Raw genomic sequence first — 24583 nt, 5'->3', positions numbered from 1 at the left:
GGCCCGATCCTACCTACGCAGCCGGCAACGCCAGCCAGAAGTGGTCAGGAGTTACTTTGCGGAAGAGCACGTCCGATATGCGGCAACATGACCTCAAGCTGTCAAACATTTAGTGCTCTCCGTAGTATAGCCCCACCCGCTCAAGTGTCAAGTTGCGTCTGTTGGCTACCGGTCGTCTGCCAAGAGGAAGAGGCGGGCTTGCGCCCGCCCCTACTGCCTGCAGCGGCCGTACAGGTGCTTGTGGCCCGCCGCGGGTCAGCCTGTCGGCTTCTGTCCTGCCGGCCTCCCGGGACAACCTGCGTTTTTCGCGGTCACGGCGCAGGCTGTCGCTTGAACACGAAGTGGTAGATTCCGGTCGCGCCGAGGGCGGTCAGGAGCGCGAGGATGGCGATCTCCCAGGTCGGGATGCCGTTGACGTAGCCGTTGTACAATTGGAACATGCCGGACACCACGTAGACCAGGATGCGGGCCGGGGCGCCAGCAAACGGCTTCTTGCGCAGGGCTCTCCACTCGGCCTTGAATCCCTGGACCGCGGCCGATATCAACGCGGCTGCGACCAGCGTTACGAGCATCTGGACCAGGCTTGCCAGCACGCCTGATGCGACCATGGCTGTCCTGACCGCGCCCAACACTGCGGTGTAGTTGTAGCCTATCGCAACCGTATCTGGTACGAACATGCTGCCTCCTTGGTGTCGAGGCCGGCCATTCACCGGCCCCGCTGTCTGCCTTTGCTGCACGCCGCACCCGGGAAGCGGGCGCAGCCTGCGATGAGCATAGGCGCGCAGCGGGAGAGGTCAAGCGGGGAATTGGGCCCCAGTCTGGCTCAGAAGCAGTGGGTGACTGCCGACGGCGTGAACCAGGACTTCACGGAACCTTGGAGACGATGCCGGGGGCCGGAGTCGAACCGGCACGACCCGTATCCGGGTCAAGGGATTTTAAGTCCCTGGCGTCTGCCAATTCCGCCACCCCGGCAGCGAATTGAAGCTTGCAGATTGTAGGTTGAAGATCGGGGATGTCAAAGTCATTGCGGATTGCGGGGGTGAGGGGTGAAGGCCGGGCGGCCGGAAGCGGGCCGCTCAGCACGTCGGCTGATCTGGGATCTTCGACCTTGAATCTACAGCGGGAAAGGCGGCTTCGGGATTCGCACCCGAGTATAACGGTTTTGCAGACCGTCGCCTTACTGCTTGGCTAAGCCGCCAGGGAGGAGAGTAAGAAGGACGAAGTGCGAAGGACAAATCCAGACCTTCGGCGATCGGACTTCGGCCTTCGCACTTCGAACAAGCGGGAGACGGGATTTGAACCCGCGACCCCTACCTTGGCAAGGTAGTGCTCTACCAACTGAGCTACTCCCGCATCACGGAAACGCCGACCGCCGAACGACAACCGTCGGATTCGGATCCGAACTCCGGAGTTCGGCGTTCGGCATTCGCCGTTGAGCTGATTCCGGCCCCAATGGGAGTCGAACCCATGTCTTCACCTTGAAAGAGTGATGTCCTCAACCGCTAGACGATGGGGCCATATGTCCGGCAGGGCACACAGCGCGCCATGCACCACGTCAGGCTCCGACATCCAGCGCCCGACTCCAGGTTAAATCTATCCCGCCGCAGCGGGTTGTCAATATGCCAGCGCGTCCCGGTAGTCTTTGACCTCGGGACGCTTGAGCAGTTCGCCCATCATGTCCTGTCCTACCTGGGCCCGGCGCCGGTCGAGATATGCCGCCGGTTCGAGCGTCGGAACGGTCGTCCGCTCGTCGCACCGGATGATGAACGCACCCCAGTTGGTCTCGACGACGCCGTGCTTCTCGCCGGGTTTAAGCGCGGCCAACGCACCGGCAAACTCGGGTCCCTTCCTGCGCCGACAATCCACGATTCCGGAGCACGAATCCGTCTGCAGTTCGACGCCGGGGTTCTCCGCGGCGAACTGCTCAAAGCTCTTGCCGGCCTTGACGGCAGCGAGCGCCTGCTGGGCCACTTCGTTCCAGGCCTGCCTTTCCTTTTCCATACGCAGCCGGAACACCGCTCCCTGCTTCACCTTTTCGAAGTCTGCGATCCCGGCGGGCTTCACGTCCGCCAGTTCGAAGACGTAGTACCCACCGGCACCACGTTGCGGGAGGTCGTAGACCTGCCCGGGCTTGGCCTTCGTCGCCCACTCGACAAGCTGCGCAGTATTCTCGACGTCGAGTCCGGGCAGATCCTTCTGGTCGCCCACGAGCGGGCGCGTCTGCTGCACTGCCAGACCGAACTGAGCCGCGATGGCGTCGAATTCCTCCGCGGCGGTCTTCTCGATGAAACCACGGACCGTGTCCCGCACCGTGGCCAGCACCTCGGAGCCCATTTTGACGCGGACGACGATGCGGCGGTAGGCCACCGAGTCTTGCTTGGCGCTGTCGAGGAGGGATATCTGCCAGCCATACGCGGCCAGGTAGGGCGGGCTGTACTGGCCGGGCTTGAGCCTGGCCAGGGCGCTGTCTGTTTCTGCGCCGACGCCGGAACGCGGCGTCATGACCGACAGCGTCTCGCCCTCCATATCGCTGTAGTCGAGCGTCGTGAGGTTGAAGGTCTCGCCCTTGAGCAACTGGTCGTAGGCCCGATCAATGATCTCTTTCGCAGCGGCCGAATCCTGCCGACTGACGGCCAGCGGGAAGAAGACGTACCGGAGCTGCCGTGTCTCTTTGGTGCGGAAGCTGTCCCGGTGGGCCTCGAACCAGGCCTTGGCCTCGGCCTCGGTAGGTTCGTACCTCTGTTTCAGGACTTTGGCCCCGAAGTAGAGCGACGTGGTCTTCCAACGGGTGTTGGATGCGGCCAGCGCGTCTTCTGCCTCGGGGTTCGTGATCCGGTAGGCGTTGATGGCGTCGATCCTCAGTTTCTCACGCGGGAGCATCTCCAGCACCTGGCGGAAGTACTTGGTGAAGTATTCGCGGTTCTCAGGCGCGTTCATGACCTGCTGGTACTTCTGCGGGTCGAAGTTGCCGTCAGTGAGAAGCTCGGGCTTGTTGCGCAGCTCCTCGGGCGGGTTGGATTTGACGATCTCCATTATCTCGGCCTCGGTGACGCCGACCCGCTGGCCCCGCAGCACCTTCTGCCACGTCAGTTCGCTGAGGAGATACTCCCAGGCCTGCTGCTCGATCGCCTGGTAGTCATCGTTGGAGAGATCGCGCAAACGGTTGTCACTCTTATACTTATCGGTGATATAGCTGACCACCCCCCTGTACTCCTCCGGGGTAACATTGTGGTCTCCGACCTTGGCGACGAGGCCCTGCGGGTTGGCTGAACGTCGGTCCCCCTTCCGGGCGAGCATCTGCCAGATTTCGCCCATCAGGAAGCCGGCGACGAAGGTCGCGGCCACGACCAGCATGACGACGCGGACGCGCTTGCGCATATCGCTTAGCATAGGCATAGAGGTTCATTCTATTGACGTTGCCTCTGAAGTCAACCGTTGCCCGTCCGTCCCTCCTTGACTTGGTTCACCGCAGTCCTATCATCCTGCCGGATGAAACCACGGTACGGCCGTTCGGCAGGACTCGTAGTTGTCGGTGCCCTGCTGTATGTGCTGACCTTTCTGGCGCTCTACCCGCGCACGACCGCCATCGTCGACGAAGACGCCTATCTGACCGGGGCTTTCCTGTTCCGGACCGGCCGGCTCTCCTACGAAGGGTCGTCTGTCCCGGCCCCCCACATGACGGTCGAAACGGGCGGCCGACTGGCCAGCAAGTACCCGCCCGGCACCTCGCTGTTTCTCCTGCCGTTCACGCTCTTGGGCTGGCGACTGGTCTTTGTCTCCGGAATGCTGCTCGCGCTCGCCGGGACCACGTTCATGGTCCTGATAATGAAGCGGCTGGACCCCGAAATCGACCCGGCGTGGGCGCTGCTCTACCTGTTCTACCCCGCAGTGGTTATCCTCTCTCGCACCGTTATGAGCGACCTGCTGGCCGCGACCCTGGTTCTCGCCGCGTTCTATTGCCTGCTGCGCCGGGGCAGGTGGCTGATCGGTTCGGGATTCCTCCTTGGCCTCGCCTGCCTCGTCCGCTACTCCAACGCGGTGTTCGCCCCGGTGTTCCTGATACTCGCGCTGCGGCCGGACGGTCCGCGTCTGCGGTTGGCCCTGATGCTGATGGCCGGCTTCGCGCCCCTGGCCGGCCTGATAGCAGCCTACAACGCGTACGCCTACGGTTCACCGATCTCATTCCCGATGTATCTGACCGGCACCTTCTCCCCCGCCTTCTTCCTCCACAACGCCCGGTACTACGGAACCGCGCTCCTGATACTCTATCCGCTCATGCTGGCCGCTCCGCTCGTTGCGGGCAAGGGACGACGGCTGCTCCTGGGCCTCCCCGCATACACGCTGCTCGGCGTCTACTGCCTCTTCTCGTTCACCTACGACGCGCCGGAATTGCCGGCCCGCCTGACCCTCGGACTCCGCTACCTCCTGCCCGGACTGCCTTTCTTCATCATGGGCTTCATCCTGGCCGCCGACCGCCTGCTCGGACGGCTTCGCGCCGGATGGCTCAAGTACGCGGCGGTCACGTGCATGGCACTGCTGAGCATCGCCATTCAGCTACGCCACGACCGCTACCTGAGGGTACAGGCCGGTTACCAGCGACTGCTGCTCGACAACGTGCCTGCGTCCGCCCTGCTGTTGTGCGACGCGGGTGTGTCCGAACTGGTGAGTTACGCCTGGGGCTGGCGCGACTACCGCCGCTTTGTCGAGTTCAACGTACCGATCCCGCTCGACTCGGTCCTCGCTGGCGACCGCCCTCTCTACGCCGGGCTGGCCGTGCGGCCCGGCTCCGACAACCCGGTGGTGCTCACAATCTTCGAGGGCCTGCTGTCACGGTTCCCGGACCGCACGCTGGTGGCGGAGACGAAAAGTCCGTGGAAGTTGCGGCTCTACCGGCTCAGGTAGTAGCGCAGGCACGCGCTCCGAACCGGATGATCAGACCTGGTGCTCGCTACTCGGCGCACTGGCGTCAGCCTTGAGCCGGGCGAGCCGCCGCGCGGCATTGAACCAGACGAGGCCCATGATGATGAGCGAGGCGAAAAGACCGTAGGAGCCGAGCACGATGCCGGCTACCTGGTAGCTTAGCATATTGGCGGGCGTGGTTTCGGCCAGTATCACGATCCAGAAGGAAAAGGCGAGCAGGGCCGCGCTGAAGATGACCGTGTCCACGGCGATGTGGCTCGACAATACGAAAGGCCTCGGACTGATGCGGAGCAGCCGCAGGTCGCTCTCGCGTCCCCCTCGCGCAACCTCGTGCGCTGTGTCCTGCAGGTACTCGGCTTCAAACAGACCGACCGCCCGCCGGCACAAAGCGCCCAGGACCGCGACCAGAGCCACATGCAGGTAGGCGTAGATCACGGGCCGGAAAGCGTAGAGCTGCGCCACGGGCTCGACCGAGCCACAGCCGGTGAGACGAAACCGCAGCAGCAGACCGGGACCGAACCCGGCGTGAAAGAGCAGCGCCAGCGAGAAAAGAACCCGCAGGTAGAAGGTGGCGCGGGCAGCGCGGGCGAGGTGCTCGCGGAAGACGCCGTTCTGGTCTTGGGACGAAACCGACATCAATTCAGCATAGGGGCGGTGGAGGGAATGTCAACGCAGGGCCGTCCGCGGGGCTCGCCTCAGCTGCCGGCGCGGCCCGCCTCTACCTCGCGGATGAACCCGAGCACGTGCAGTCGGCCGAGCGACCAATAGGTGCTGATGGTCGCCTCCAGCGGGATGAGGGTCCCGTCACGCCTGAGGCCGTGGAACGAGTAGCTGGTCGGAGCATCTTTTCCCTGCTCGCGCAGCCGGGTGTATCCGACCATTCGCTCCCGGTCCAGGGGCGCGTCGAAGTCGCTGGCGGGCCGGCCGATGATGTCGGCCGGCGCGTCGTAGCCAAACAGCCGGGCAAATCGCTGGTTGGCGTACACCAGCACGTTCTCGCACTCGCCGGCAATCGCTTCCGGCGAGTTGTCAAGGACGGCGCGGAGCACGTCGCCGGTCTCCTCGGCGACCCGCACGAGCCTTTTCTGCTCGGTCAAGTCCCTGACCACGGTCAGAACGCGAGCCACCCGGCCTTGCTCGGTCACCGGCGTCTTGGTCGTCTCGGTGTAGAAGGACCGTCCGCCGACAGCGGTCTCTTCCTCGGTAACGACCGTCTCGCCGTTCTCGAAGACCCGCCGGTACTCTTCCCTGACTCGGTCTGGCAGGAAGGGGAAGGCCTCGAAAACGGTCTTCCCCAGCACTGCGTCGTCGAGCCCGCTCTGCTGCAGCCAGAGCGCAAATGCCCGGTTCACCATGACAATCCGCAGGTCGGCATCGGCGACGTGAACCGGATCCCGCATCGCTTCCAGCGCGGAACGGTAGTGCCGCTCGGACTCGCGCAGCGCCTGCTCGGCCTGAGCCCGCTCGGTGATGTCGCGCACCAGCACTATGTCGGCCGGTGCATCCTCAAAGGTCGAAAGCGCGGCGTTGATCTCCACCGGCGCTGCTTCACCACTCCGTGTCAGTATTCTGACCCTGTACGTGGAGGGCGGGTTTTCGCCGGCGAGCCGACGACGGTATCGGTCGACCACGGTTGCCCGGTCGTCCGGATGCAGGTATTCAATGAACTGTTTGCCGACCAGCTCCTCCGGTGCGTACCCGGCAATCTCGGCCAGCCTCGGGTTGAGATACTCGATCCGACCGTCTTGTACAACACAGATGCCGTCGCTCGCCCGCTCGACCACGCTGCGATACTTCTCCTCGCTCTCGCGCAGTGCATTCACAGCCCGCTCCCGCTCGGTCACGTCCTCCCCGGAACTCAGGGTGCCGGTCGGACGGCCTTGTCGGTCGCGCAGCAGCACGTTGTGCCAGACTACCAGCCGCTCCTCGCCGCCGGCACCGAGCACCGGGTTCTCGAAGCGCTCCACCGGCTCAATTCTGCCTGCCATCAGCGATGCGAATGCCTCTTTGACCCGTAGGCGGCTGCGTTCCGGAATGTAGTTGTCGAACCAGTTGCGGCCCAGCGCCTCCGCCTCTACGACCCCCAGCACTTCGCAGGCCCGCCGATTCAGCAGGGTGATGCTGCCGGCGGCGTCAAGCGCTACGAGCATCACTCCGGCCAGCGCCAGGTAGGTCTGCGACCTCTCCTTCTCTTCGCGCAGGTCGCGGTCAGCCTTGACACGCTCTGTTATGTCAGTGATGATGCCGAGGATCGCTTTCGCCCCGCGGTACTCGATGAGCTTGGTCGTGATGATGGACTCGATCCGCCGCCCGTCTTTCGTAAGTAACGTGTACTCGTACGGCTCCACGTCCTCGCCCCGGACGTGGCGGGCGTAGACTGCCTTGATCTGCTCCACCGACTCCGGCGCGATGAGCTGCATGAAGTCGAATCCGGGTGAGTAGAATTCCTCCTGGGCGTACCCCATGGTGTCGGCGCTCTTCTGGTTGGTGTAGACCACCCGACCCGACTGGTTGATGAAGATCATGTTGGGCGATTGCTCCGCGACGCTCCGAAACTTCTCCTCGCTCTCGCGCAGCCCCTGTTCGGCACGCTTGCGTTCGGAGATGTCCCGCACGATTACCAGCACGGCGGTCTTGCCGTCCAGTTCCATCGTCGCGGCGCTGATTTCCACCGGGATGTGCCGTCCGTCCTTGTGCAAGTTGACCGCCTCGGAGCGGAAGGCCCTGTCGCGCAGAATCGCGTCGGTCACGTGCGGCAGCCAGGTGCGTGCCTCTGGCGGAACCAGGTCCGCCACCTTCATTTTCAACAATTCGTCCTTGCGGTAGCCGAGCAGGCCGCAACCGTTTCGGTTGACGTCGAGAATGCGCCCGTCCACCGACTCGATGAACACGGCGTCGTTGGCCGATTCGAACACCGTGCGATAGATCCTCTCCGATTGGCTCCGCGCCTGCTCGGCGCGCACTCGATCGGTCACGTCGCGCGTGACCGACATTATCCGCCGTTCGCCGCCTACCGTCATGACCGACGCGACGAGGTCCGCGACGAACCTCGACCCGTCTTTTCGGCGCATTCGGATAGTCTTGACCACGAGCCGGCCCGCCGCCAGTTTCTCCATCGCGTCGGCGCCAGCGCCACGGTCTTCCGGCGCCACCACGTCGGCGAGCTTCATCCCCCGGACGTCGTCGGCCGTGTAGCCGTATAGCCGCAGGCACGCGGGGTTGGCCTCAATCACTCGTCCGTCCATTTCGGCTATCGCCACCGAATCGATGCTGTGCTCGAAGAGAGCGCGGTATTTGTTGGTGGATGCCGCGGCCGCCTCCTCGGCCCGCCAGAGACCGGTCACGTCCCGGCCGACGAACACGACCCCGGCCGGCAGGCCGGCGGGATCGCGTCCCGCGGTCGCGAACAGGTAGAGCGCGAAGGCTCCACCACTCCGCGAATGGCAGCGAACGCCTCCCGCGAAGTCGCGCCCCCCGAGGATGGCCGCGAGATCTACAGTGGTGGCGTCCGGCTCGATTCGGCAGGCGAGAGCGTACGGCTTTCCCAGTACCTCCTCTGCCCTGTAGCCGGATATCCGTTCGGCCTCCTTGTTCCAGTAGACGAGGCATCCGAACCGGTCAGTGGCAAACACAAAGTCGCCGTCCTGGAAGGCAATGTCGGCGACAAAAGGAAATGCGGGGTTCGTCCGTGGATTCATCCGGAAAGCAGCTCCACCGTTCCGGCCCGGACCTCAAACGCAGGGACCGTTGCGTCTCCCGGCTGTGCAGGGGGCATCGAGCTGCATTCTACTTCCGCTCCCAACGCAGTCAAGTGTCTGGGTACAAGCGTCCCGCTTCTCGGAAACATCGCAACCCCGGCATTCCTGCAGCTTCCGTTCCGATGCGGCCTGCCCAAGCGTTGGCATATCCTGTTGCCGGACTGTCGTTTGCGGCCCCGCGCGTCGGGATACCGCGGAAGCCGCGGAGCAGCTGACGTGTCTCGTGGCAGCGGTAGTCGCATTGTGCGACAGCCGCCGCTTCATTCCGCGTCCTGCGAAACGACGATCGGCGCGACATCCGTAGCGCGCGCGACGAGAAAATCGGGCCGGAAAGACCTGAGCAGCCAGGCCGGCCGGAATCCGTAGGTAACCGCACAGGTATCAACCCCGGCCGCCTTCGCAGACTGAATGTCGAACTCGGAATCCCCGACCATGATCGCCGCGCCGGGCGGCACGGCCAGACGCGCGAGGGCGGTCAGGACCGGCTCCGGATGCGGTTTGTGTTCACGGCCCTCCTGCCAACCGTGAACATAATCGAAGTAGCCCGTCAGGCCGAAGGCTGCGAGCGTGAAGTCGGCCTGCGACTGGTGTTTGGTCGTTACCAGGGCCAGCCTGACCCCGGACGCCTTCAGGTAGGTGAGCAATTCCTCCACCCCCGGGTAGGGTTGGGTGTGAGCGTTGAAATGCTCCGCGTAGTGGTCCCGGTATGCGTCTGCGAATCGCCGAGCTTCGCCCTCGCCCGCCGCAAAGCCCAGTTCACGCACCATTGCCTCCAGCGGCCTGCCGATCTGGGCCAGAACGTCTTCGGGGTCGGGCAGGTCGCGCCCCGGGAACACGCTCCCCAGCGCGTACCGTGCCGAGGCAACTATATCCTGCGCCGAGTCGATCAGGGTACCATCAAGGTCGAAGAGCGCGGCGGAGTACCGGAGGATGCGGATACCCCTACGGCGCGGGGCGGTTGCCGTTCAGCAACCGCGGGCTTTCTACTTCGCTGCCGGCCGCCAATACTTTTCCAGGTAGGCGTCGCGCACGCGCTTCAGCTCGCCCCGCGGGAAGCCGGCCAGCAGCTTCCAGCCGAGGTCCAGGGTCTGCTCCACTGTCCGGTTCTCGAACTCGCCCTGGGAGATGTACTGCCGCTCGAACTCGCGTGCGAAGCGCAGATACTGCTTGTCCGCTTCGGTCAGCGCCGCGTCTCCGAGAATGATCTCGAGCTCCTCCGCTTCTTTGCCGCGCGCGTAGCAGGCATAGAGCTGGTTGAAAAGGTCGGCGTGGTCCTCACGGGTTTTCCCCGCGCCGATACCCTTGTCCTTGAGCCGCGAGAGCGAAGGGAGCACGTCTACGGGCGGGGCGATCTTGCGCCGGTGCATGGCGCGGGAGAGGATGATCTGGCCCTCGGTGATGTAGCCGGTCAGGTCCGGTATGGGGTGTGTCTTGTCGTCCTCGGGCATCGTCAGTACCGGCATCATCGTGATCGAGCCCTTTCGGCCCTTGATGCGTCCGCAGCGCTCGTAGATCGACGAAAGGTCGGTGTAGAGGTAGCCCGGGAAACCGCGGCGGCCGGGTATCTCTTTGCGCGCGGCGGACACCTCCCGCAGTGCCTCGCAGTAGTTGGTCATGTCGGTCAGCACCACGAGGACGTGCATGCCCAGTTCGAACGCCAGGTACTCGGCAGCCGTGAGCGCGGCCCGCGGGGTCGCGATCCGCTCGATGGCCGGCTCGTCCGCGAGGTTGAGGAACAAGACGGTGCGCTCGATGGCGCCGGACTGGGTGAAGTCGCGAATGAAGAACTCCGACTCCTCGAACGTGATCCCCATTGCCCCGAACACGACCGCGAACGGCTCGCTCGTCCCCAGGACGCGTGCCTGCCGGACTATCTGTGCGGCCAGGCGGTTGTGGGGCAGGCCTGAGCCGGAGAAGATCGGCAGTTTCTGTCCGCGGACCAGAGTGTTCAGCCCGTCTATGGACGAGACTCCCGTCTGGATGAACTCGTTCGGGTACTCGCGCGCATAGGGGTTGATAGGCGCGCCGTTGACATCCACACGCCGGTCAGGAATCATCGCTGGCCCGCCGTCGCGCGGCCGCCCGAGCCCGCCGAAGACGCGTCCGAGGATTTCCGGCGACAGGTCGAGCGTTATGCCGCGGGCCATGAAGCGCACCTTGGCCGAAGGCACATCGATGCCGGTCGTTCCCTCGAAAACCTGCACCAGGGCCTTGTCGCCTTCGACCTCCAGCACCTGTCCACGCCTGACGTCACCGGTCGGCAAGGTGATCTGAACCAGTTCCTGGTACTTGACACCGTCCACACCGGAAACCAGCATCAGCGGGCCGGCTATCGACGTGACCGTTTGGTATTCGCGGATCATTTCGCCTCCAGTGCGGCCAGTTCCTTTTCGAGGTCGGCGCAGGCCTGCTGGATCGCCGCCGGCGCCTCGGCCTCGGTGAGGTACTTCATCCGGGCTATCCGGTCCCGCACCTTGACGCGCTCTACCAGCTCGATGCCAACGCCTCGCGCCAGCGCGGCGCGCCCGAGGTCGTGGAAACGCAGGATCGCGCTCAGCATGGCGGCCTGCTTGGGAAGCGACGCGTAGGTGTCGACTTCGTGGAAAGCATTCTGGTGCAGGAAATCTTCGCGGATCGACCGCGCCGCCTCGAGCACCAGCCGGTCCTGCGCGGAGAGCGTGTCTTTGCCGACCAGCCGGACGATCTCTTCCAGTTCGGCTTCCTTCTCAAGCAGCTGCATGGCTGCGCTCGCATCCTTCGTGAATTCGGGGGTTGCCAGCCGGTCAAACGATTCCCGGAGAACGTCGGCGTACAGCGAGTAAGAATTCAACCAGGAGATTGCCGGGAAGTGCCGCTGGAACGCCAGTCTATCCTCGAGCGACCAGAAGACCTTGACTACGCGCAGGGTAGCCTGGACCACCGGGTCATTCAGGTCTCCTCCCGGAGGTGAAACCGCTCCGACCACCGAGACGGCGCCCTCCTGTTCCTTACCTTCCGGGGTTCGGCCCAGACAAACAACTCGCCCGGCTCGCTCGTAGAACTCGGCCACCCGGGTTGCGAGATAGGCAGGATAGCCTTCCTCGCCCGGCATCTCCTCCAGCCGGCCGGAGATCTCCCGCATCGCCTCGGCCCAGCGCGAGGTCGAATCGGCCTGCAAAGCTACCGAGTAGCCCATGTCGCGGTAGTACTCGGCCAGCGTGATGCCGGTGTAGATCGAAGCCTCGCGCGCGGCCACCGGCATGTTTGAGGTGTTGGCGATCAGAACGGTGCGCTTCATGAGCGGCTCACCCGACTTGGGGTCGACGAGGTGCGGGAACTCCATCAGCACGTCGGTCATCTCGTTCCCACGTTCGCCGCAGCCGACGAAGATGATGATCTCCGCGTCCGACCATTTGGCGAACTGGTGCTGAATAACGGTTTTGCCCGAACCGAACGGTCCGGGCACGGCGGCGGTTCCTCCCTTGGCAATCGGAAAGAACGTATCGACCACTCGCTGGCCGGTCACGAGCGGCTGATCGGGCTGCAGCTTCCGGCGGAAGGGACGTGCCCTGCGCACCGGCCAGCGCTGGGACATCCTTAGCGGCTGCTCTCCGTTCGGCGTCCGGATGACGGCGACGGGTTCTTCGACCGTGAATTGGCCGGGCCCGATGTGGACGACTTCGCCCGCCATTCCCGGCGGCATCATCACCCGGTGGCGCACCAGCACGGTTTCCTGAACTTCGCCCACGATGTCGCCGGGTTCGACCCGGTCACCGGTTCGGCGCAGCGGAGTGAAACTCCAGCGTTTCTGCCGGTCGAGCGGCGACGCCTCGACGCCGCGGCTGATGAAGTCTCCGGCCTGCTTCTGGATGACGTTCAGCGGCCGCTGTATGCCGTCGTAGATGGACTCGATCAACCCGGGACCGAGTTCGACCGAAAGCGGCTCGGCGGTGGCAAAGACGGGCTCGCCGGGCCCCACCCCGCCTGTTTCCTCGTATACCTGGATTGACGCGCGGTCTCCCTCCAATTCGATGATCTCGCCCACCAGCCGCTTTTCGCTTACCCTCACTACGTCGTACATTTTCGCACCGGCAAGGCCTTCAGCCACCACCAGAGGACCCGAAACTCTGATAATCGTACCTTTGCTTTCAATCATCGCTGGTCTCCTTTGGATGGAACCGCTCTTTCTTCTCCAGCAAGGGCGTGCGCGCGCCCAAAGATGTCCGCGCCGACCGCGCGCCTCACAATCTCCCTGAGCCGCTCGAAACCGCGCTGCTCGGCGCCCATGGGCAGCATCACCAGGCAGGGAGTCGCGCTCCGGCTGTAGCGACCCAGCAACTCGCCCAGGTGCGCAGCCAGATCCTCGGTGTAGAACAACACCGACAGGCCCGCAGCGATGAGCGCCTCAACCTCGGCGCTGGCGCCGGGTCCAGGCTCGACCGGATGGACGGCAAACCCGGCGGCGCGGAATGGCGCGATAACTTCTGCCCGGCCGACTACACCGATCCTGCCGGCAGAAAGGTCTCCCCTGCCGTGCGGCTCGCTATTCGGCATATGCCACCAACTCCCGTGTCTCTTCCGCCGCCAGGCCGGCCAGCTTCGCGGCATATAGCAGGCGAAGGTTGCGCAGCTCGTTCTCGCGCAGGAGGAAAAAGGTCACCAGCGGCTCGTGCCCCAGCGTTGCGTAGCGGGTCTGGAGCAGGTAGCGCAGTTCCGCTTCGCGGCCCAACCGCTCCATGCGCGTGAAAGAACGACGTTCGCTGACAGCAATGCGGCCCTGCTCGAGGTACTCGCCGAAAGCTTCACTTCCCTTTCCGTACGGCGGCGCCTTCGCCAGCAACTCCAGCATGGCGGGCCAAGGTTGCTGCAGGCTCGTCAGCAGGCTGGCAAGTGTCAAGGTTCCGCCCGGCAGAAAAGCCGTCCTCAATTCTTCGGCCCTATCCCCGTCGCCAGCCCCCTCTGCCCGCAAACGAACTGCGGTTCGCAGATTCTCGATGTCGGCGTGCAGGGCGAGATACCCGACCATGAACTCGCTGCTCTCGGCCACCGCCAAACCGACTTCCTGCGTCAAACGGTCTACCACCATGTCTACGTTGGCTGGGTTTCCATGCGTGGCAAACGCTTCTACTGCATCCGCAACCGCCCGCGCGATTGCCGAACCCTGCTCCGTCGCTGTCAGTTCCTCCGGCACAGAGAAATCTGCTTTCCCCTGCGATAACGCCCGCTTGATGTCTGCCTTCAACCGGCGAGAAGCAGCCGGTAGCGAGAAGAGGTGAACCAGCCAGTTGTCCAGGGCGTAGGCGGACAGGAAGGTTGAATTCTCTGTGGCCGCGTTGTCTAGCGCGCGCGTCACATCGGCTGCGACGCCTTCCATCAGCCTGGCGTACGCTGTTTCACCTAGGACCGCGACAAACTCCTCTCCATCCCTTGCGTGTACGAACCGCTCGTAGCGCACCCTGTCTATCAAGGAGGCTTCAAGGGCACGGACGCGTCCGATTGCGAAACCGTACTTGGGGTCCTCGCTCAACTTGACCATCTGCTACTAGAATCCTCTTTTGAATGCCTTAATGCCAGTCAGCCAGAACGTAATCATATTCAGCCCAGATATGGTGTCAACCAGAGGCATGCTCGCCGCAAGACAATTGAAATTAGGAATGGTGTTTGTGGTCCCAGTGTGCAGTAGTTAAAAGCGGCATCTTCTGAACATGGGAGGAATCACTTGCTCTGCTAGTTCTAGTGAATTGCAGGGCCTATTCGTTCTTGTGGCCACCTGGGTCTCATTGTCAATAACCAGCAGACTAAGGTATTTATAATTAGTCGCCCTTTTTAATAGCATCAAACTGATTCTTGGGCATGCTATTCTACCTTCTCATCCAACAGACATGAATAGCAATAGATACTGCTGTTGTTGTTGGTTTGTGTATTGGTGTGGGAAACTGCTAACAGTATGCTAAACAACTACTTATACAGATGGCAGTTACTGATAACTATGTTGAGTGGCTGTGCCTAGGCCAGATGTGCTCTCTATCCACAGCTGATTCCACGCGGTTATCCACGAGTTGTCATCCTGCAGAGCTTCTCCAGCCGAGCGGCGAACTGTGGGTCGTTCACTCTCAGTTCACCCACCCGCTTTATCGCGTGCATTACTGTGGTGTGGTCCTTGTTGCCGAAAAGGTTGCCGATTTCCTTGAGAGAAAGACTCATGCTGGCCCTTAGAAGGTACATCGCCACCTGCCGCGCAAGCGCCAGTTGCTTTGTTCTTCCCCCGCTGGTGATGGCCCTATGTGCAACGCCGAAATGCTCGGCACAGATCTTTATTATCCGACCGTGGTCTACCGGCTCTTCTTCCCGGAGCAGATCTTTGAGCGCCTCCTCAGCTAGTGGAACCGTTATGGGTCGGCCGTCGAGCGAGGCGAGCGCCAGCAGGCGAATCCAGCTTCCCTCAAGGGCGCGAACACTGGTTCGGACGCGCGCAGCTATGAAGTAGGCAACATCGTCGGGCAACGCGGCGTGATCCATGGCTGCCTTCTGTTTGAGGATGGCGATGCGCGTCTCCAATTCAGGCGCCTGTATGTCCACTACCAGACCGGAACCAAGCCGCGAAGCGAGCCGGTCCTCAAGCGCAGGGATATCCTGCGGTGGCCGGTCGCTGGTGAACACGATCTGGCTTCCAGCATCGTGGAGAGAATTGAAGATATAGAAGACTTCCTCCTGCAACCGCTCTTTCCCGACCAGGTAGTGAACGTCATCGAGCAGCAGGAGATCCAGGCAACGGTACTTGTTCTTGAACTCGAGACGGGTGTTCTTTTCGATGGCCTGAATGAGCTCAACGAACAGATCGTCGGCGGCGGTGTAGTAGACCTTCAGGCCCGGCTTTGCAGCTACCGCCAGGTTGCCAATTGCCTGGACAAGATGTGTCTTGCCCAAGCCAACGCCGCCGTAGATAAAGAGCGGGTTGTAGCCGGCCCCCGGCCGCTCAGCCACACTGCGTGCGGCGGCGACGGCCAGGCGATTCGACTCGCCGACAACAAAGTTCGCGAACGAAAGATGCGATTGCAGCCGATAGCCATTCTGCCTGGCAACGGGGCGGCGCGCCGGAGCGCGTCGGATCAAGATCCCGGTGTCGGCCGCATCCCGCGGGCGGAACGAAACGGACAACTCCTGCCGGGAGACGCTGGTCATCGCCGCCTGCACTTCCGCCGAGTAGTGCTGGCTCAACCAATCGGCAAAGAACGAATTGGGGACATCGACCTCAAGAACATTGCCGGAAAGCGCAACGCCCTTGGTCGGTGCAAGCCAAGTCTCGAACCCTTCGCGACTTACGCGTGGCCTCACGTAGTCGAGGATGGCGGCCCAGAGTCCTTCGGCGTCGAGCAGGGCTTCACGCTCGACGCGTACTTGTACGCCGCTGTCAGCCACACCCATCTGCAGCCCCTTTCGGAAAATAGTACGCCTTAGATACTTGACGACCACGGACGAGGAGTATTGCCTCGGCCGGTTATCCACCAAACCGTCCACAATCCCGCACTGCCTCATGGTGCGGCAAAAGCGACTACGCTGACAAAACGTCAGCCGTCACACGGGAACGGATTGTAGGATCGCTATAGGGTCGGCGACGATTTTAGGCTCGGGGGTCTGAGTGTCAAGTTCCGTCTCGAGCCGCGGAAAAAAAGCGGCAGACGTGATGCATCACAAGCTGGCGAGCGGACGTTGCGCGCAGGCAAGGGCAGCCACTTGGCCGTATGCGATACCACCATCGTTGAGTGGGACGAGACGGTTCACGTACACGGCGCGTCCACGGGAACGTAGGCCGACGGTCACCTGACGGCGAAGCAGGGAATTCTGGAAGGAGCCGCCGGACAGACAGACAGAAGCGACTCCGTACTTGGCGCAGAGAGCATCGGCAAGCCGGATCGTGGCAGCGGAAAGCGTATTGTGAAAGCGGGCTGCGACCCGGGCCGGGGCAGTGCCGCACGCTGTTTCACGTGCCACCTCCCTCAGCAGCGGTTCGGGGAGCAGCCGCGCAGGGTAGACCGAGAGGTCGAGCAAACCATCGGTGTACCAATCGCCGCGTTCCGACGGATCGGCGAGGGCTTCCAGCGCGGCCGGGGCCTGACCATCGAAAGTGGCCACACGGCAGGCTCCGGTGATAGCCGCCACGGCGTCGAAGAGTCGCCCAACTGATGAGGTCCGCGCGGCTGTCAACCCCGCAGCCGACTTGATTCCCTGGTTGTGACTGCGGCCTCCCGACTTCCGGGTGCCGGGACCCATCTTTCCTCCAACCTGCCCAAGATACTCGCTAGCCACCCGCCGGGGGTCTGCAATCTCGTCGCCCGCGTTGCTGAGCGACAAGTATCCTAAGTGGCCTACTCTAAGCCATTTAGTCAGACCATCCGCCAGCAGGATCTCTCCGCCCCAAATCGCACCGTCAGCCCCGTACCCGGTTCCATCGAAAGCGATGCCGAGCACCGGCCCGCGCAGGTTGTGCTCTGCCATCACTGACAGGATGTGTGCGTAGTGGTGCTGTATTCGGACCAGGGGCAGGTGGAGGTCCCGGCTCAGCCTTTCTGCCAGTCGAGTCGACGCATAGTCGGGGTGCAGGTCCGTCGCCACCACCTGTGGTCTGATGCCGGTCCATTCTGTGTACCTGGCGAGGGTCTCAAGCCAAAACTGCTCTCCGGCAGCAGTCGCCACCGTACCGATGTGCGGACTCAAGTACGCCGAGAGTTGGCTGGCCAAAGCAAAGGTGTTTTTCGACTCGCCTCCCACCGCCAGCACCGGCTGTTTCACGTGAAACAGCCTGCCCAGAGGCACCGGTCGGGGAGCATAGCCGCGTGCTCTTCGAATCAGCACGAGAGGTCCGTGACTGTCCGTCATCGCCACGGAGTCATCGCAGCGATTCGCTATTGGCCGATTGTGACTCAGAACCAGGTCGTACACGCCGGGCAGCGCACCGGCCAGTTCCCCGGTATCGGCGATAATCGGGTCTTCCGTTCTATTGGCGCTGGTCATCACGAGCACTGCTGGCCTGCCGCACGCGCGGCGCAGACGATCGAACAGAACCAAATGTAGCGGCGTGTAGGGCAGCATCACGCCGAGTCGGGAGTTCCGCGGGGCTATGGAGTCGGCGACCCGGATCGTCGGCCGTGGGGACTTCGGCAGAAGCACGACCGGAGCCGCGACGGAGCGCATTGTCGCTTCAGCTGTCGCCGAGACGCGGCAAAACCTTCGGCATACGGCCACGCTCTCGCACATCAAGGCAAATGGCTTGGCAGGACGGTGTTTTCGCCGGCGCAGTCTCCTCACGCTCTGGTCATTGGTCGCGTCACAGGCGAGCTGGAACCCGCCCAGGCTCTTGATGGCTACCACCTTGCCATCCAGCAGGCTCTGAGCGGCGGCATCGAGCGCGGAGAGTTCCGAACTGGCAGGCAAGGAAGTAAGCTTGGGTCCGCAGTCCGGGCAGGCGATGGGTTGAGCATGGTGGCGGCGGTCATCGGGGTCAGCGTATTCACCCTGACACCGAGGGCACATCCGGAAGTCCGTCATCGTCGTGTTGGGGCGGTCATAGGGAAGACGCTCGATGATCGTGTAGCGCGGACCGCACTGTGTGCAGTTGGTGAAGGCATAACCATAGCGGCGGTCGCGCGGGTTCGAAATCTCCCTACGGCAATCCCGGCAGACAGCCAGGTCGGGCAGGACGTCTACCCCGGCGCCCCGTTCCGAGTTGCTGGGGTGGATGGAGAACTCGGGGTATGTTCGCGTGCGGACACGGGAGATGTCAAAAGAAGCGATCACAGCCAGTGGGGGAGGGCTCGAGCGGAGCCTCTTGAGGAAGCGGCTGGCGAGTCTGCCCTGAACGACGACGACTACGCCGCGGACGGAGTTGCGGACGAAGCCGTTCACGCCAAGGGACCTGGCCAGCCGGTATACGTAGGGCCGGAAACCCAGCCCTTGAACCTGGCCCCTGATCACAGCCCGGTAGCCGTCAACCAAGGAGGGCACGGATATCAGATTAAGTTATTGAAAAACCTAAGCTTAGCCTCTGCGCCGCCGGTCGAGATCAGTCTTTCTTGTCGGCTTCCCCGTCGACAGGCTTGGGTTCGAGGTCTTTGAGCTCAGGGTTGGGAACCGGCTCGATCAACTCCTCGTCATCCTCTGGCAGCTCAAGTATGTTCTTCTCGTCTTTCTTGTAGGCGAGGACCGCAAAGTTCAGTGTCATGCCGGTGAACCAGACCGAGAGGCCGTAGGAGACGACCATGATAGCAACAAGGTAGAGCAACACACCGAGCAGCAACGCGGCGACATCGTGGCTCCAGCCCAGCGCGATGTAGTCTCCGGGCAGGTACACCTGCGGGAACCCGTAGAGGTTCATCTCCGCGATGAACGTTTGCTGCAAGAGAGCGGGGCACCAGTCCGGGGCCGCCAGTTTGAAATAGTAGGCGGCGTTGCCCATCACCATCGCCAGTTTCTCGCCCATGAAGCTACCGAGAATCGCGTAGCCGATTCTGCCTGCGGCGCTGGTCGCGAGCCCGAGCAGGAAGGAACCCGCCTTCCCGAGCAGGGCGATCGTCGCGGTGTACGAGAGAAGGCGCGCAGGTTGCTCGTTGACACACGAGAAAACCTCAAACAGGGTGTCAAACGTGTCGGAGTGGGTGGTGGCGACCACGCTCGGGCCCAGCAGCAGCGAGAAGAAGAAGACGACGAGCAGGTAGACGATGAACAGGGAGGCGATGAAGCCAAGAACTGCCAGCAGGCCGACGATTATCTCGCCGGCGGCGGGTATCGCGCCCAGCAGGCTGAGGAGGAGACCGCAAGCGACGATCAAGGCGACGAAGGCCAGAATCAGGAGCGGGCTGCCAAGCACCGCCGAACGGTTCTTGATTGCGAAACGGAATGCCTCCTTCGACTCGAAGAACTCGTCGCCGCGCAGCTGCTCGTAGGCGACCTTGGAAACGGCCGTGCCGGACAGCAGCAGGACGCAGATGAACCAGAGCACCCCGGCCCCGAAAACTACCCAGGAGTACCAGGGGAAAGCATACTCATACGGAGATGGCAGCGGCAGCAGACGGTACGTCTGCCAGACAGCCAGGAAGTCCAGGCCGGCGGCGACGTAGGCCAGGTAGGTGAGCAGCACGTACCCGGTGAACCCGAACAGCAGGCCGAGCGACAGCATCCAGACTTTCTTGGCTGAGAAGCCGAGACGCAGTGCGCGGAACACGTCCTTGAAGTTCCAGTGAAGTTTCGTCATCTAGCGACTCCTTTTCATTCAGCGCAGTCCGGCCTTACCTGAAGAGCTTCATGAACAGCACGAGCACCAGGAAGAGCAACAGGAACGCACCCCAGATAACCCAGCGTAGCGGCTGGCGGGGTCTTCGCTCCGGGAAGAAACGGCGTTGCCTGAGATCGACCACGCGCGCCTCACACCGACAGCGATTCCGAGGGTGACGACCCGCCCAGACAGCGGTGCTGCACGCAGTTATGGTATTCAGCCCGGCGCATTTGTCAAGGTGTATTCGCCGGCCGTCGTCCTACGAATGCTGCACGCCGACTATCTCCTCGAGCAGCGCCTCCGGGATGTTGCCGCCCGTTACCAGACAGACGGAGAGACCCCGGTCTGCCAACGGCATGTCCAGGGCGGCGGCCAGCGCGAGAGCGCCCGCGCCTTCCGCTACGACCCCGCCCGTACGCGCCAGTAGGCGGATCGCCTTCCTTACCTGCTCCTCGGACACCACGAGGACGCTGTCGAGAGTCTCACGCAGCAGGGGATAGAGATGCTCGGTGACGAACGGCACCGCGACACCGTCGCAGATGGTGGGGCGGGACTCGATCCACACCGGCCGGCCCGCGTGGAAACTCTGCGCCAGGGAGGGGTAAGACTCCGTCTGGACGCCGATGATCCTGACCGCGGGGTCAAGCATCCCGACTGCGCAGCCGACGCCGGCAGCCAGCGCGCCGCCGCCAACCGGCACAAAGACCGTCTCGACATCGGGCAGGTCCTCCACGATCTCGAGCCCCATGGTCGCATGTCCGCTGATCATCGCTGGCTCGGTCCAGGGATGGAGGAAGGCGTAGGGCTCGTCTCGCCACCCGGCGCTGAAGATGTAGTCTGCCATCTCCTCGAAGGCAACCAGCACGGTCTCGACGCCGCGGTCCCGCAGCGCCTGCACCTTGCGCTCCGGCGCGGAGTCGGGCAGGAGGCTGCGGCAGGTCGTGCCGAGACCACCTGCGCAGTGGGCGAGCGCCAGCGCGGTATTCCCGGCGCTGAAAGTGGAGAAGCCGCGCCGGACCGTATCGGGCGCGAGTCCTGCCGCCCAGTTGTAGACGCCGCGGATCTTGAACGAACCGCTGGGCTGTTCAACCTCGGACTTGAGCAGGATGCCGTCTTCCCGCGGCCCGAAGGGCACGAGAGGTGTGCGACGGGCGACGTCCTTCAGGCGTTCGCTCGCGCGCCTGACCGAGTCAAGGGTAGGAGCGACCACCGGCGGGTCGCCCCAGCCGGTCGGACGGCCGGTTGCCTGGCGCATGCCCGATGATAGACCGTGATGCTGCGCTTGTCAAGTCACGGCGACCGGAGAAGGTCGGTGCCGCCCGAGCGCGCTCCCGACGCGGCGGGGAGGGATTTCGGACGGCACCCTGGGTCTGCGAAGCGTGTCAAGAATTGACGGACGCAAGGGGGGCATAGATGTTCTACCTCTGTCGCTGGGTTCCGACGGACTTCCGCGCTGACGCCAATTCCTGTTGACATACGAGAGTGTCCACTCTACAATAGAGTCGACTTGAGGGTGCGGCAGGCGCAGTGCCTGCCACGCAGGGAACCTCGACGCCGATTCGTGCAAGTTCTGTGAGAAACCTGGAGGCAGCACTTGGCAATCGGAATGAAGCGCAGTTCGTTCGGTCGGAACTCAAAACCTCACAATCGGGCCGCCAAGGCCAAGGTACTCGTGTGCGCGGGGGCGCGGAGTGTCACGCCGCAACGGAGTAGAGGCCGTCAAGATCATGGTTGTGCTAGGAGGTACGCATGAGGCGCTGTGTCAGGGGCCGTGACAGAAACTCCCTTGGAAGCTGGCCCGAGGGGGCCAAGGTTCTCCTGTGCGCGGTGGCGATGGGGGCCGTGCTGGCGTCGGCAGCCTCGGGCCAAGTTCTTGAGGGGCAAATCCTGTTGCCGGATTCGCTGGGACCAACAAACGGCAACAACCACGTGGCTTTTGATGAAGATACGGTTCTTCCGCGCATCTTCATCGGAGGCGAAGGCGGCGACGTAATTGTCGCCGATGCTGTCACGTGCGAGAGGTTCGCCCGGATTCGCTCAGGCCCGACGAATGCCCTCTGCTATGTCCCTGCGCACAACAAGCTGTACGTGTCTACCACGGACGAATACGGTGTCGCTGTGGTGGACTGCAACACGTACGAGGTCATCAAACGGTTGCCGTTCCCCTCGCTCGTCACAGGGCTCTACTACAACCCGAGGGTAGACCGAGTCTACTGCGCCTCCGAACCGTTGAGAGTCGTCGACTGCAAGACCGACAGCGTTGCAGACTCACTTCCGATGAACGCCACTAGCGCCAGATGCGTTTTGGATGACTTCCGCAACAAGCTCTACGTCGGCGCGACGGACTCCCTGAGGGTTGTGGACTGCAGCCGTGACAGCGTCGTGGCCAGTATCTATGGGCTTCGGGCAGCTCAGGCCGTCTGCTTTCAGCCAAGTGCCGGGAAGGTGTACATAGCGGCCGGCGAATCGCTGTTCGCGCTCAACACGAAGGCCGATACCGTCGTCTATCGGCGCGGGTTCGACACTCTCTACGCGCAACTCGCCTGCGACCCGGCACACAATCGTGTCTACTACACTTACTGGAGTCACCTCATAGCGCTCGACTGTGACAACGACTCCATCCTGTGGGACTACAACCTCTGGGGAAGGGCGCTCTCCCTGGCCCCCGTGCCGCGGCAGAACAAGCTCTACGTCATGCTGATCGCTCTCGACTACACTTGGAAGTACGTCTTGGATGGCCGCACGGGACAGGAGCTGAAGCGATTCCGCTTCACCGCAGAGGATTCTCTCTACTACAGCCGGTCCACGAACCGGGTGTTTGTCAGCGACCATGACTATGTGGTTACGGCACTCGATGGCCAGGCAGATACCTTGGTGGGTGTCGTGCCCTTGGGCGTGCCCGTCAGCAATCTGGTTGTAGACAGCGTGGACAACAAACTGTACTTTGTGTGTGCCTACGGCAACTCCGTGAACAGGATTGGGATCGTGGATTGCCGCTCCAACAAGGTCAGGTCCTATGTCAATTTCTCGCAGGTTTCACGGGAGTACTGGTCACTGGCTCACGACTCTCGTGACAACAAGCTGTACTGCAGTGCGGACAGCAGCATCCTCGTTTACGATTGCAGGACGGACAGTCTGATCAGGAGAATAGGAATTGATGGCCTGCCCTTCAGGCTGATCTGGTCCCCGAACCAGAACAAGCTATACGCCCTGTCGGTCTACCAAGACACCAGTCTCTTCATAGCGGTGGTTGACTGCTCGCGTGACACCGTCTCGACGATTATCACCCTCGACGCAGACCCAGATTGGATTCACGGCGAGGCCCTGCTGACGCCGGAGTTCGACCTGCTTTGGTTGGTCAGCGGTGGACCACGGTATTGCGTCATCGACTGCAACAGCGATAGCATTGTCAAGGATGCTACGTGCTGGGGGGCGAACGCGGGGTCAGTCAGCTATAGTCCTGCCGCCCGCAGAGTATATGCGGCGCAGTACATGGGTCTCTGCGTATTCGACGTGGATACGCGACTCCCAATTGACAGCATACCGAGTCCGATGAGGGATTCCTACTACACCTGGTCTCGCCAGGTCTATTGCGCTTCCCGTGCCGGCAAGGTCTATTGGACCATCATAGTTATCAGAGGATACCCGCCCGGAGTGGACAGCGTATTCGCTGTGGATGCGCGCGGCGACAGTGTGGGCTCCAGTTTCGCCGTTCCAGGTCTTTCGACCAGCGTGTGTGACGACCGCACCGGCGACTTTGTCTACTTCGCCAGCCAATACCTCCTCGTGGTTGACGTTCGCACCGATAGCGTCATCTCGGGCGTTTATCTTCCGCATGAGTATGCGAGCTCGCTGGTCCCAAACCGGAAGACCAACCGTTTCTACATTGCGGGAGGCTCCTATGATGACGCGATCCATGTCGTCTATGACAGCGTTGTCTTCGCAGGGGTACAGGAGAAACCGGCAGTCCCCGCTCGGGTTGCGCGGGCGCAGACACTGCTCAGTCGTGGCGCGCCGCTGCGCGCCACGGCACAGGCTGATCTCTACGACGCGTCCGGCCGCAGGGCTGCGGCGCTGCTGCCCGGCCCGAACGATATCAGTCATCTACCTCCGGGTGTGTACTTCGTCCGTGAGGAGCCGCAAGCCACCCACCTCAAGCCAGAAGATGTTCACAAGCTCGTGATTGCGGAGTGACCTGCAAATGCGTGAAGGCAGCACACCAAACAGGAAGGAGGCGCGCATGACCTGACTTGCCACCGGCTCTGACCGAAGAGAATAGGGCAGCCCTGCCGTCCGCCAAGACAAACAGGTTTCAGGACTTACGTCCTGTTGCTGCCCTTGCTCATGATAGCTGCATTTGGAACAAACGTCAATGAAGGGAGTCGCGATATGGCTCTGACAGAGAAGTTGAGAGTCTGCATTCTGACTTGCGCGTTGGCAGGAATGCTCATTGCCGACGTGCACCTTTGGCAGTTCTACGGCACATCTCCCTACACGATCCCGGGCACATCCGCTTCCGGCGAGTACAACCTCCTGACCAAAAACAACGGCTCACATGCTGTGGGCTTGACCGAGTACGACAATGCGTCAAAGGCCTGGCTGAGCATTGTCTCCGAGCGAACAAACAGTTCCGGCGATGGCTTGGGCGGGTATGCCT

General features: G+C 62.6%; 16 protein-coding genes and 4 tRNA genes. 3 read left to right on the top strand and 17 right to left on the bottom strand.

Going from position 1 to position 24583, the window contains the following annotated elements; genetic code table 11:
• Positions 1–311: 311 nt before the first annotated feature.
• The 6 genes from FJY68_08570 to FJY68_08545 form a co-directional block, all read right to left on the bottom strand.
• Entirely contained in the window at positions 312–677 is a 366-nt protein-coding gene (locus FJY68_08570; protein ID MBM3331884.1) for a hypothetical protein, read from the bottom strand.
• A gap of 207 nt (positions 678–884) precedes the next feature.
• A tRNA-Leu gene (locus FJY68_08565) sits at positions 885–972 on the bottom strand.
• Between the two features lie 154 nt (positions 973–1126).
• Positions 1127–1198: transfer RNA gene (locus tag FJY68_08560), tRNA-Cys, on the bottom strand.
• An 82-nt stretch (positions 1199–1280) separates the two neighbouring features.
• Positions 1281–1353 (bottom strand) — tRNA-Gly (locus FJY68_08555).
• Positions 1354–1444: 91 nt separating this feature from the next.
• Positions 1445–1517, bottom strand: a tRNA-Glu gene (locus FJY68_08550).
• Positions 1518–1614: 97 nt separating this feature from the next.
• Positions 1615–3396 (bottom strand): hypothetical protein, encoded by a 1782-nt coding sequence (locus tag FJY68_08545; GenBank protein ID MBM3331883.1) that lies wholly within the window; start codon positions 3394–3396, stop codon positions 1615–1617.
• A 93-nt stretch (positions 3397–3489) separates the two neighbouring features.
• Between FJY68_08545 and FJY68_08540 the strand changes: the two genes are divergently transcribed.
• Positions 3490–4902 carry a glycosyltransferase family 39 protein gene (locus FJY68_08540; GenBank protein ID MBM3331882.1) on the top strand — a complete coding sequence of 471 codons (1413 nt, stop codon included), beginning with the start codon at positions 3490–3492 and terminating at the stop codon, positions 4900–4902.
• A 30-nt stretch (positions 4903–4932) separates the two neighbouring features.
• Here FJY68_08540 and FJY68_08535 read toward each other — a convergent pair whose 3' ends face one another.
• The 11 genes from FJY68_08535 to FJY68_08485 all read right to left on the bottom strand — a co-directional run bounded on the left by FJY68_08535 (position 4933) and on the right by FJY68_08485 (position 21181).
• Positions 4933–5556: a hypothetical protein gene (locus FJY68_08535; GenBank protein MBM3331881.1), complete on the bottom strand. Its 624-nt coding sequence runs from the start codon at positions 5554–5556 to the stop codon at positions 4933–4935.
• 59 nt (positions 5557–5615) lie between these two features.
• Positions 5616–8618 (bottom strand): PAS domain S-box protein, encoded by a 3003-nt coding sequence (locus FJY68_08530; GenBank protein ID MBM3331880.1) that lies wholly within the window; start codon positions 8616–8618, stop codon positions 5616–5618.
• 320 nt (positions 8619–8938) lie between these two features.
• Positions 8939–9616 (bottom strand): HAD-IA family hydrolase, encoded by a 678-nt coding sequence (locus FJY68_08525; GenBank protein MBM3331879.1) that lies wholly within the window; start codon positions 9614–9616, stop codon positions 8939–8941.
• Positions 9617–9661: 45 nt separating this feature from the next.
• Positions 9662–11041, bottom strand: coding sequence for a V-type ATP synthase subunit B (locus FJY68_08520; protein ID MBM3331878.1), 1380 nt, complete (start codon positions 11039–11041; stop codon positions 9662–9664).
• A complete protein-coding gene (locus FJY68_08515; protein MBM3331877.1) occupies positions 11038–12813 on the bottom strand; it encodes a V-type ATP synthase subunit A in 1776 nt (591 codons plus the stop codon). The genes FJY68_08520 and FJY68_08515 overlap by 4 nt, the downstream gene beginning before the upstream one ends.
• Positions 12810–13265: a hypothetical protein gene (locus FJY68_08510; GenBank protein ID MBM3331876.1), complete on the bottom strand. Its 456-nt coding sequence runs from the start codon at positions 13263–13265 to the stop codon at positions 12810–12812. Before FJY68_08510 ends, FJY68_08515 begins: the two co-directional genes overlap by 4 nt.
• A complete protein-coding gene (locus FJY68_08505) occupies positions 13201–14193 on the bottom strand; it encodes a hypothetical protein (GenBank protein MBM3331875.1) in 993 nt (330 codons plus the stop codon). The genes FJY68_08510 and FJY68_08505 overlap by 65 nt, the downstream gene beginning before the upstream one ends.
• Before the next feature lie 512 nt (positions 14194–14705).
• Positions 14706–16193 (bottom strand): chromosomal replication initiator protein DnaA, encoded by a 1488-nt coding sequence (gene dnaA / locus FJY68_08500; GenBank protein MBM3331874.1) that lies wholly within the window; start codon positions 16191–16193, stop codon positions 14706–14708.
• Between the two features lie 153 nt (positions 16194–16346).
• Positions 16347–18668, bottom strand: a complete 2322-nt coding sequence (gene hypF / locus FJY68_08495; GenBank protein MBM3331873.1) for a carbamoyltransferase HypF — start codon at positions 18666–18668, stop codon at positions 16347–16349.
• A 49-nt stretch (positions 18669–18717) separates the two neighbouring features.
• The gene (locus FJY68_08490) at positions 18718–19905 is read right to left on the bottom strand and encodes a hypothetical protein (protein MBM3331872.1); all 1188 of its coding nucleotides are present in this window, start codon (positions 19903–19905) and stop codon (positions 18718–18720) included.
• Between the two features lie 280 nt (positions 19906–20185).
• Positions 20186–21181 (bottom strand): pyridoxal-phosphate dependent enzyme, encoded by a 996-nt coding sequence (locus FJY68_08485; protein ID MBM3331871.1) that lies wholly within the window; start codon positions 21179–21181, stop codon positions 20186–20188.
• Positions 21182–21675: 494 nt separating this feature from the next.
• On the opposite strand from FJY68_08485, the gene FJY68_08480 reads away from it, so the two are divergent.
• Positions 21676–24120, top strand: coding sequence for a hypothetical protein (locus FJY68_08480; GenBank protein MBM3331870.1), 2445 nt, complete (start codon positions 21676–21678; stop codon positions 24118–24120).
• 249 nt (positions 24121–24369) lie between these two features.
• A partial coding sequence (locus tag FJY68_08475) for a hypothetical protein (protein MBM3331869.1) occupies positions 24370–24583 on the top strand: 214 nt, incomplete at its 3' end.

It is taken from the genome of candidate division WOR-3 bacterium, from assembly GCA_016867815.1.
Lineage (GTDB): Bacteria > Hydrothermota > Tepidihabitantia > Tepidihabitantales > Tepidihabitantaceae > UBA2258.
Note: the sequence above shows the minus strand (reverse complement) of the source record. Positions and strands in the feature narration are given on the sequence as shown.

Excerpts from the sequence above, each read along its gene's own strand:
- FJY68_08570 (MBM3331884.1), bottom strand. The coding sequence starts at position 677 with ATGTTCGTACCAGATACGGTTGCGATAGGCTACAACTACACCGCAGTG.
- FJY68_08545 (MBM3331883.1), bottom strand. The coding sequence starts at position 3,396 with ATGCCTATGCTAAGCGATATGCGCAAGCGCGTCCGCGTCGTCATGCTG.
- FJY68_08540 (MBM3331882.1), top strand. The coding sequence starts at position 3,490 with ATGAAACCACGGTACGGCCGTTCGGCAGGACTCGTAGTTGTCGGTGCC.
- FJY68_08535 (MBM3331881.1), bottom strand. The coding sequence starts at position 5,556 with ATGTCGGTTTCGTCCCAAGACCAGAACGGCGTCTTCCGCGAGCACCTC.
- FJY68_08530 (MBM3331880.1), bottom strand. The coding sequence starts at position 8,618 with ATGAATCCACGGACGAACCCCGCATTTCCTTTTGTCGCCGACATTGCC.
- FJY68_08520 (MBM3331878.1), bottom strand. The coding sequence starts at position 11,041 with ATGATCCGCGAATACCAAACGGTCACGTCGATAGCCGGCCCGCTGATG.
- FJY68_08515 (MBM3331877.1), bottom strand. The coding sequence starts at position 12,813 with ATGATTGAAAGCAAAGGTACGATTATCAGAGTTTCGGGTCCTCTGGTG.
- FJY68_08510 (MBM3331876.1), bottom strand. The coding sequence starts at position 13,265 with ATGCCGCGAAGCTGGCCGGCCTGGCGGCGGAAGAGACACGGGAGTTGG.
- FJY68_08505 (MBM3331875.1), bottom strand. The coding sequence starts at position 14,193 with ATGGTCAAGTTGAGCGAGGACCCCAAGTACGGTTTCGCAATCGGACGC.
- dnaA (MBM3331874.1), bottom strand. The coding sequence starts at position 16,193 with ATGAGGCAGTGCGGGATTGTGGACGGTTTGGTGGATAACCGGCCGAGG.
- FJY68_08490 (MBM3331872.1), bottom strand. The coding sequence starts at position 19,905 with ATGACGAAACTTCACTGGAACTTCAAGGACGTGTTCCGCGCACTGCGT.
- FJY68_08485 (MBM3331871.1), bottom strand. The coding sequence starts at position 21,181 with ATGCGCCAGGCAACCGGCCGTCCGACCGGCTGGGGCGACCCGCCGGTG.
- FJY68_08480 (MBM3331870.1), top strand. The coding sequence starts at position 21,676 with ATGAGGCGCTGTGTCAGGGGCCGTGACAGAAACTCCCTTGGAAGCTGG.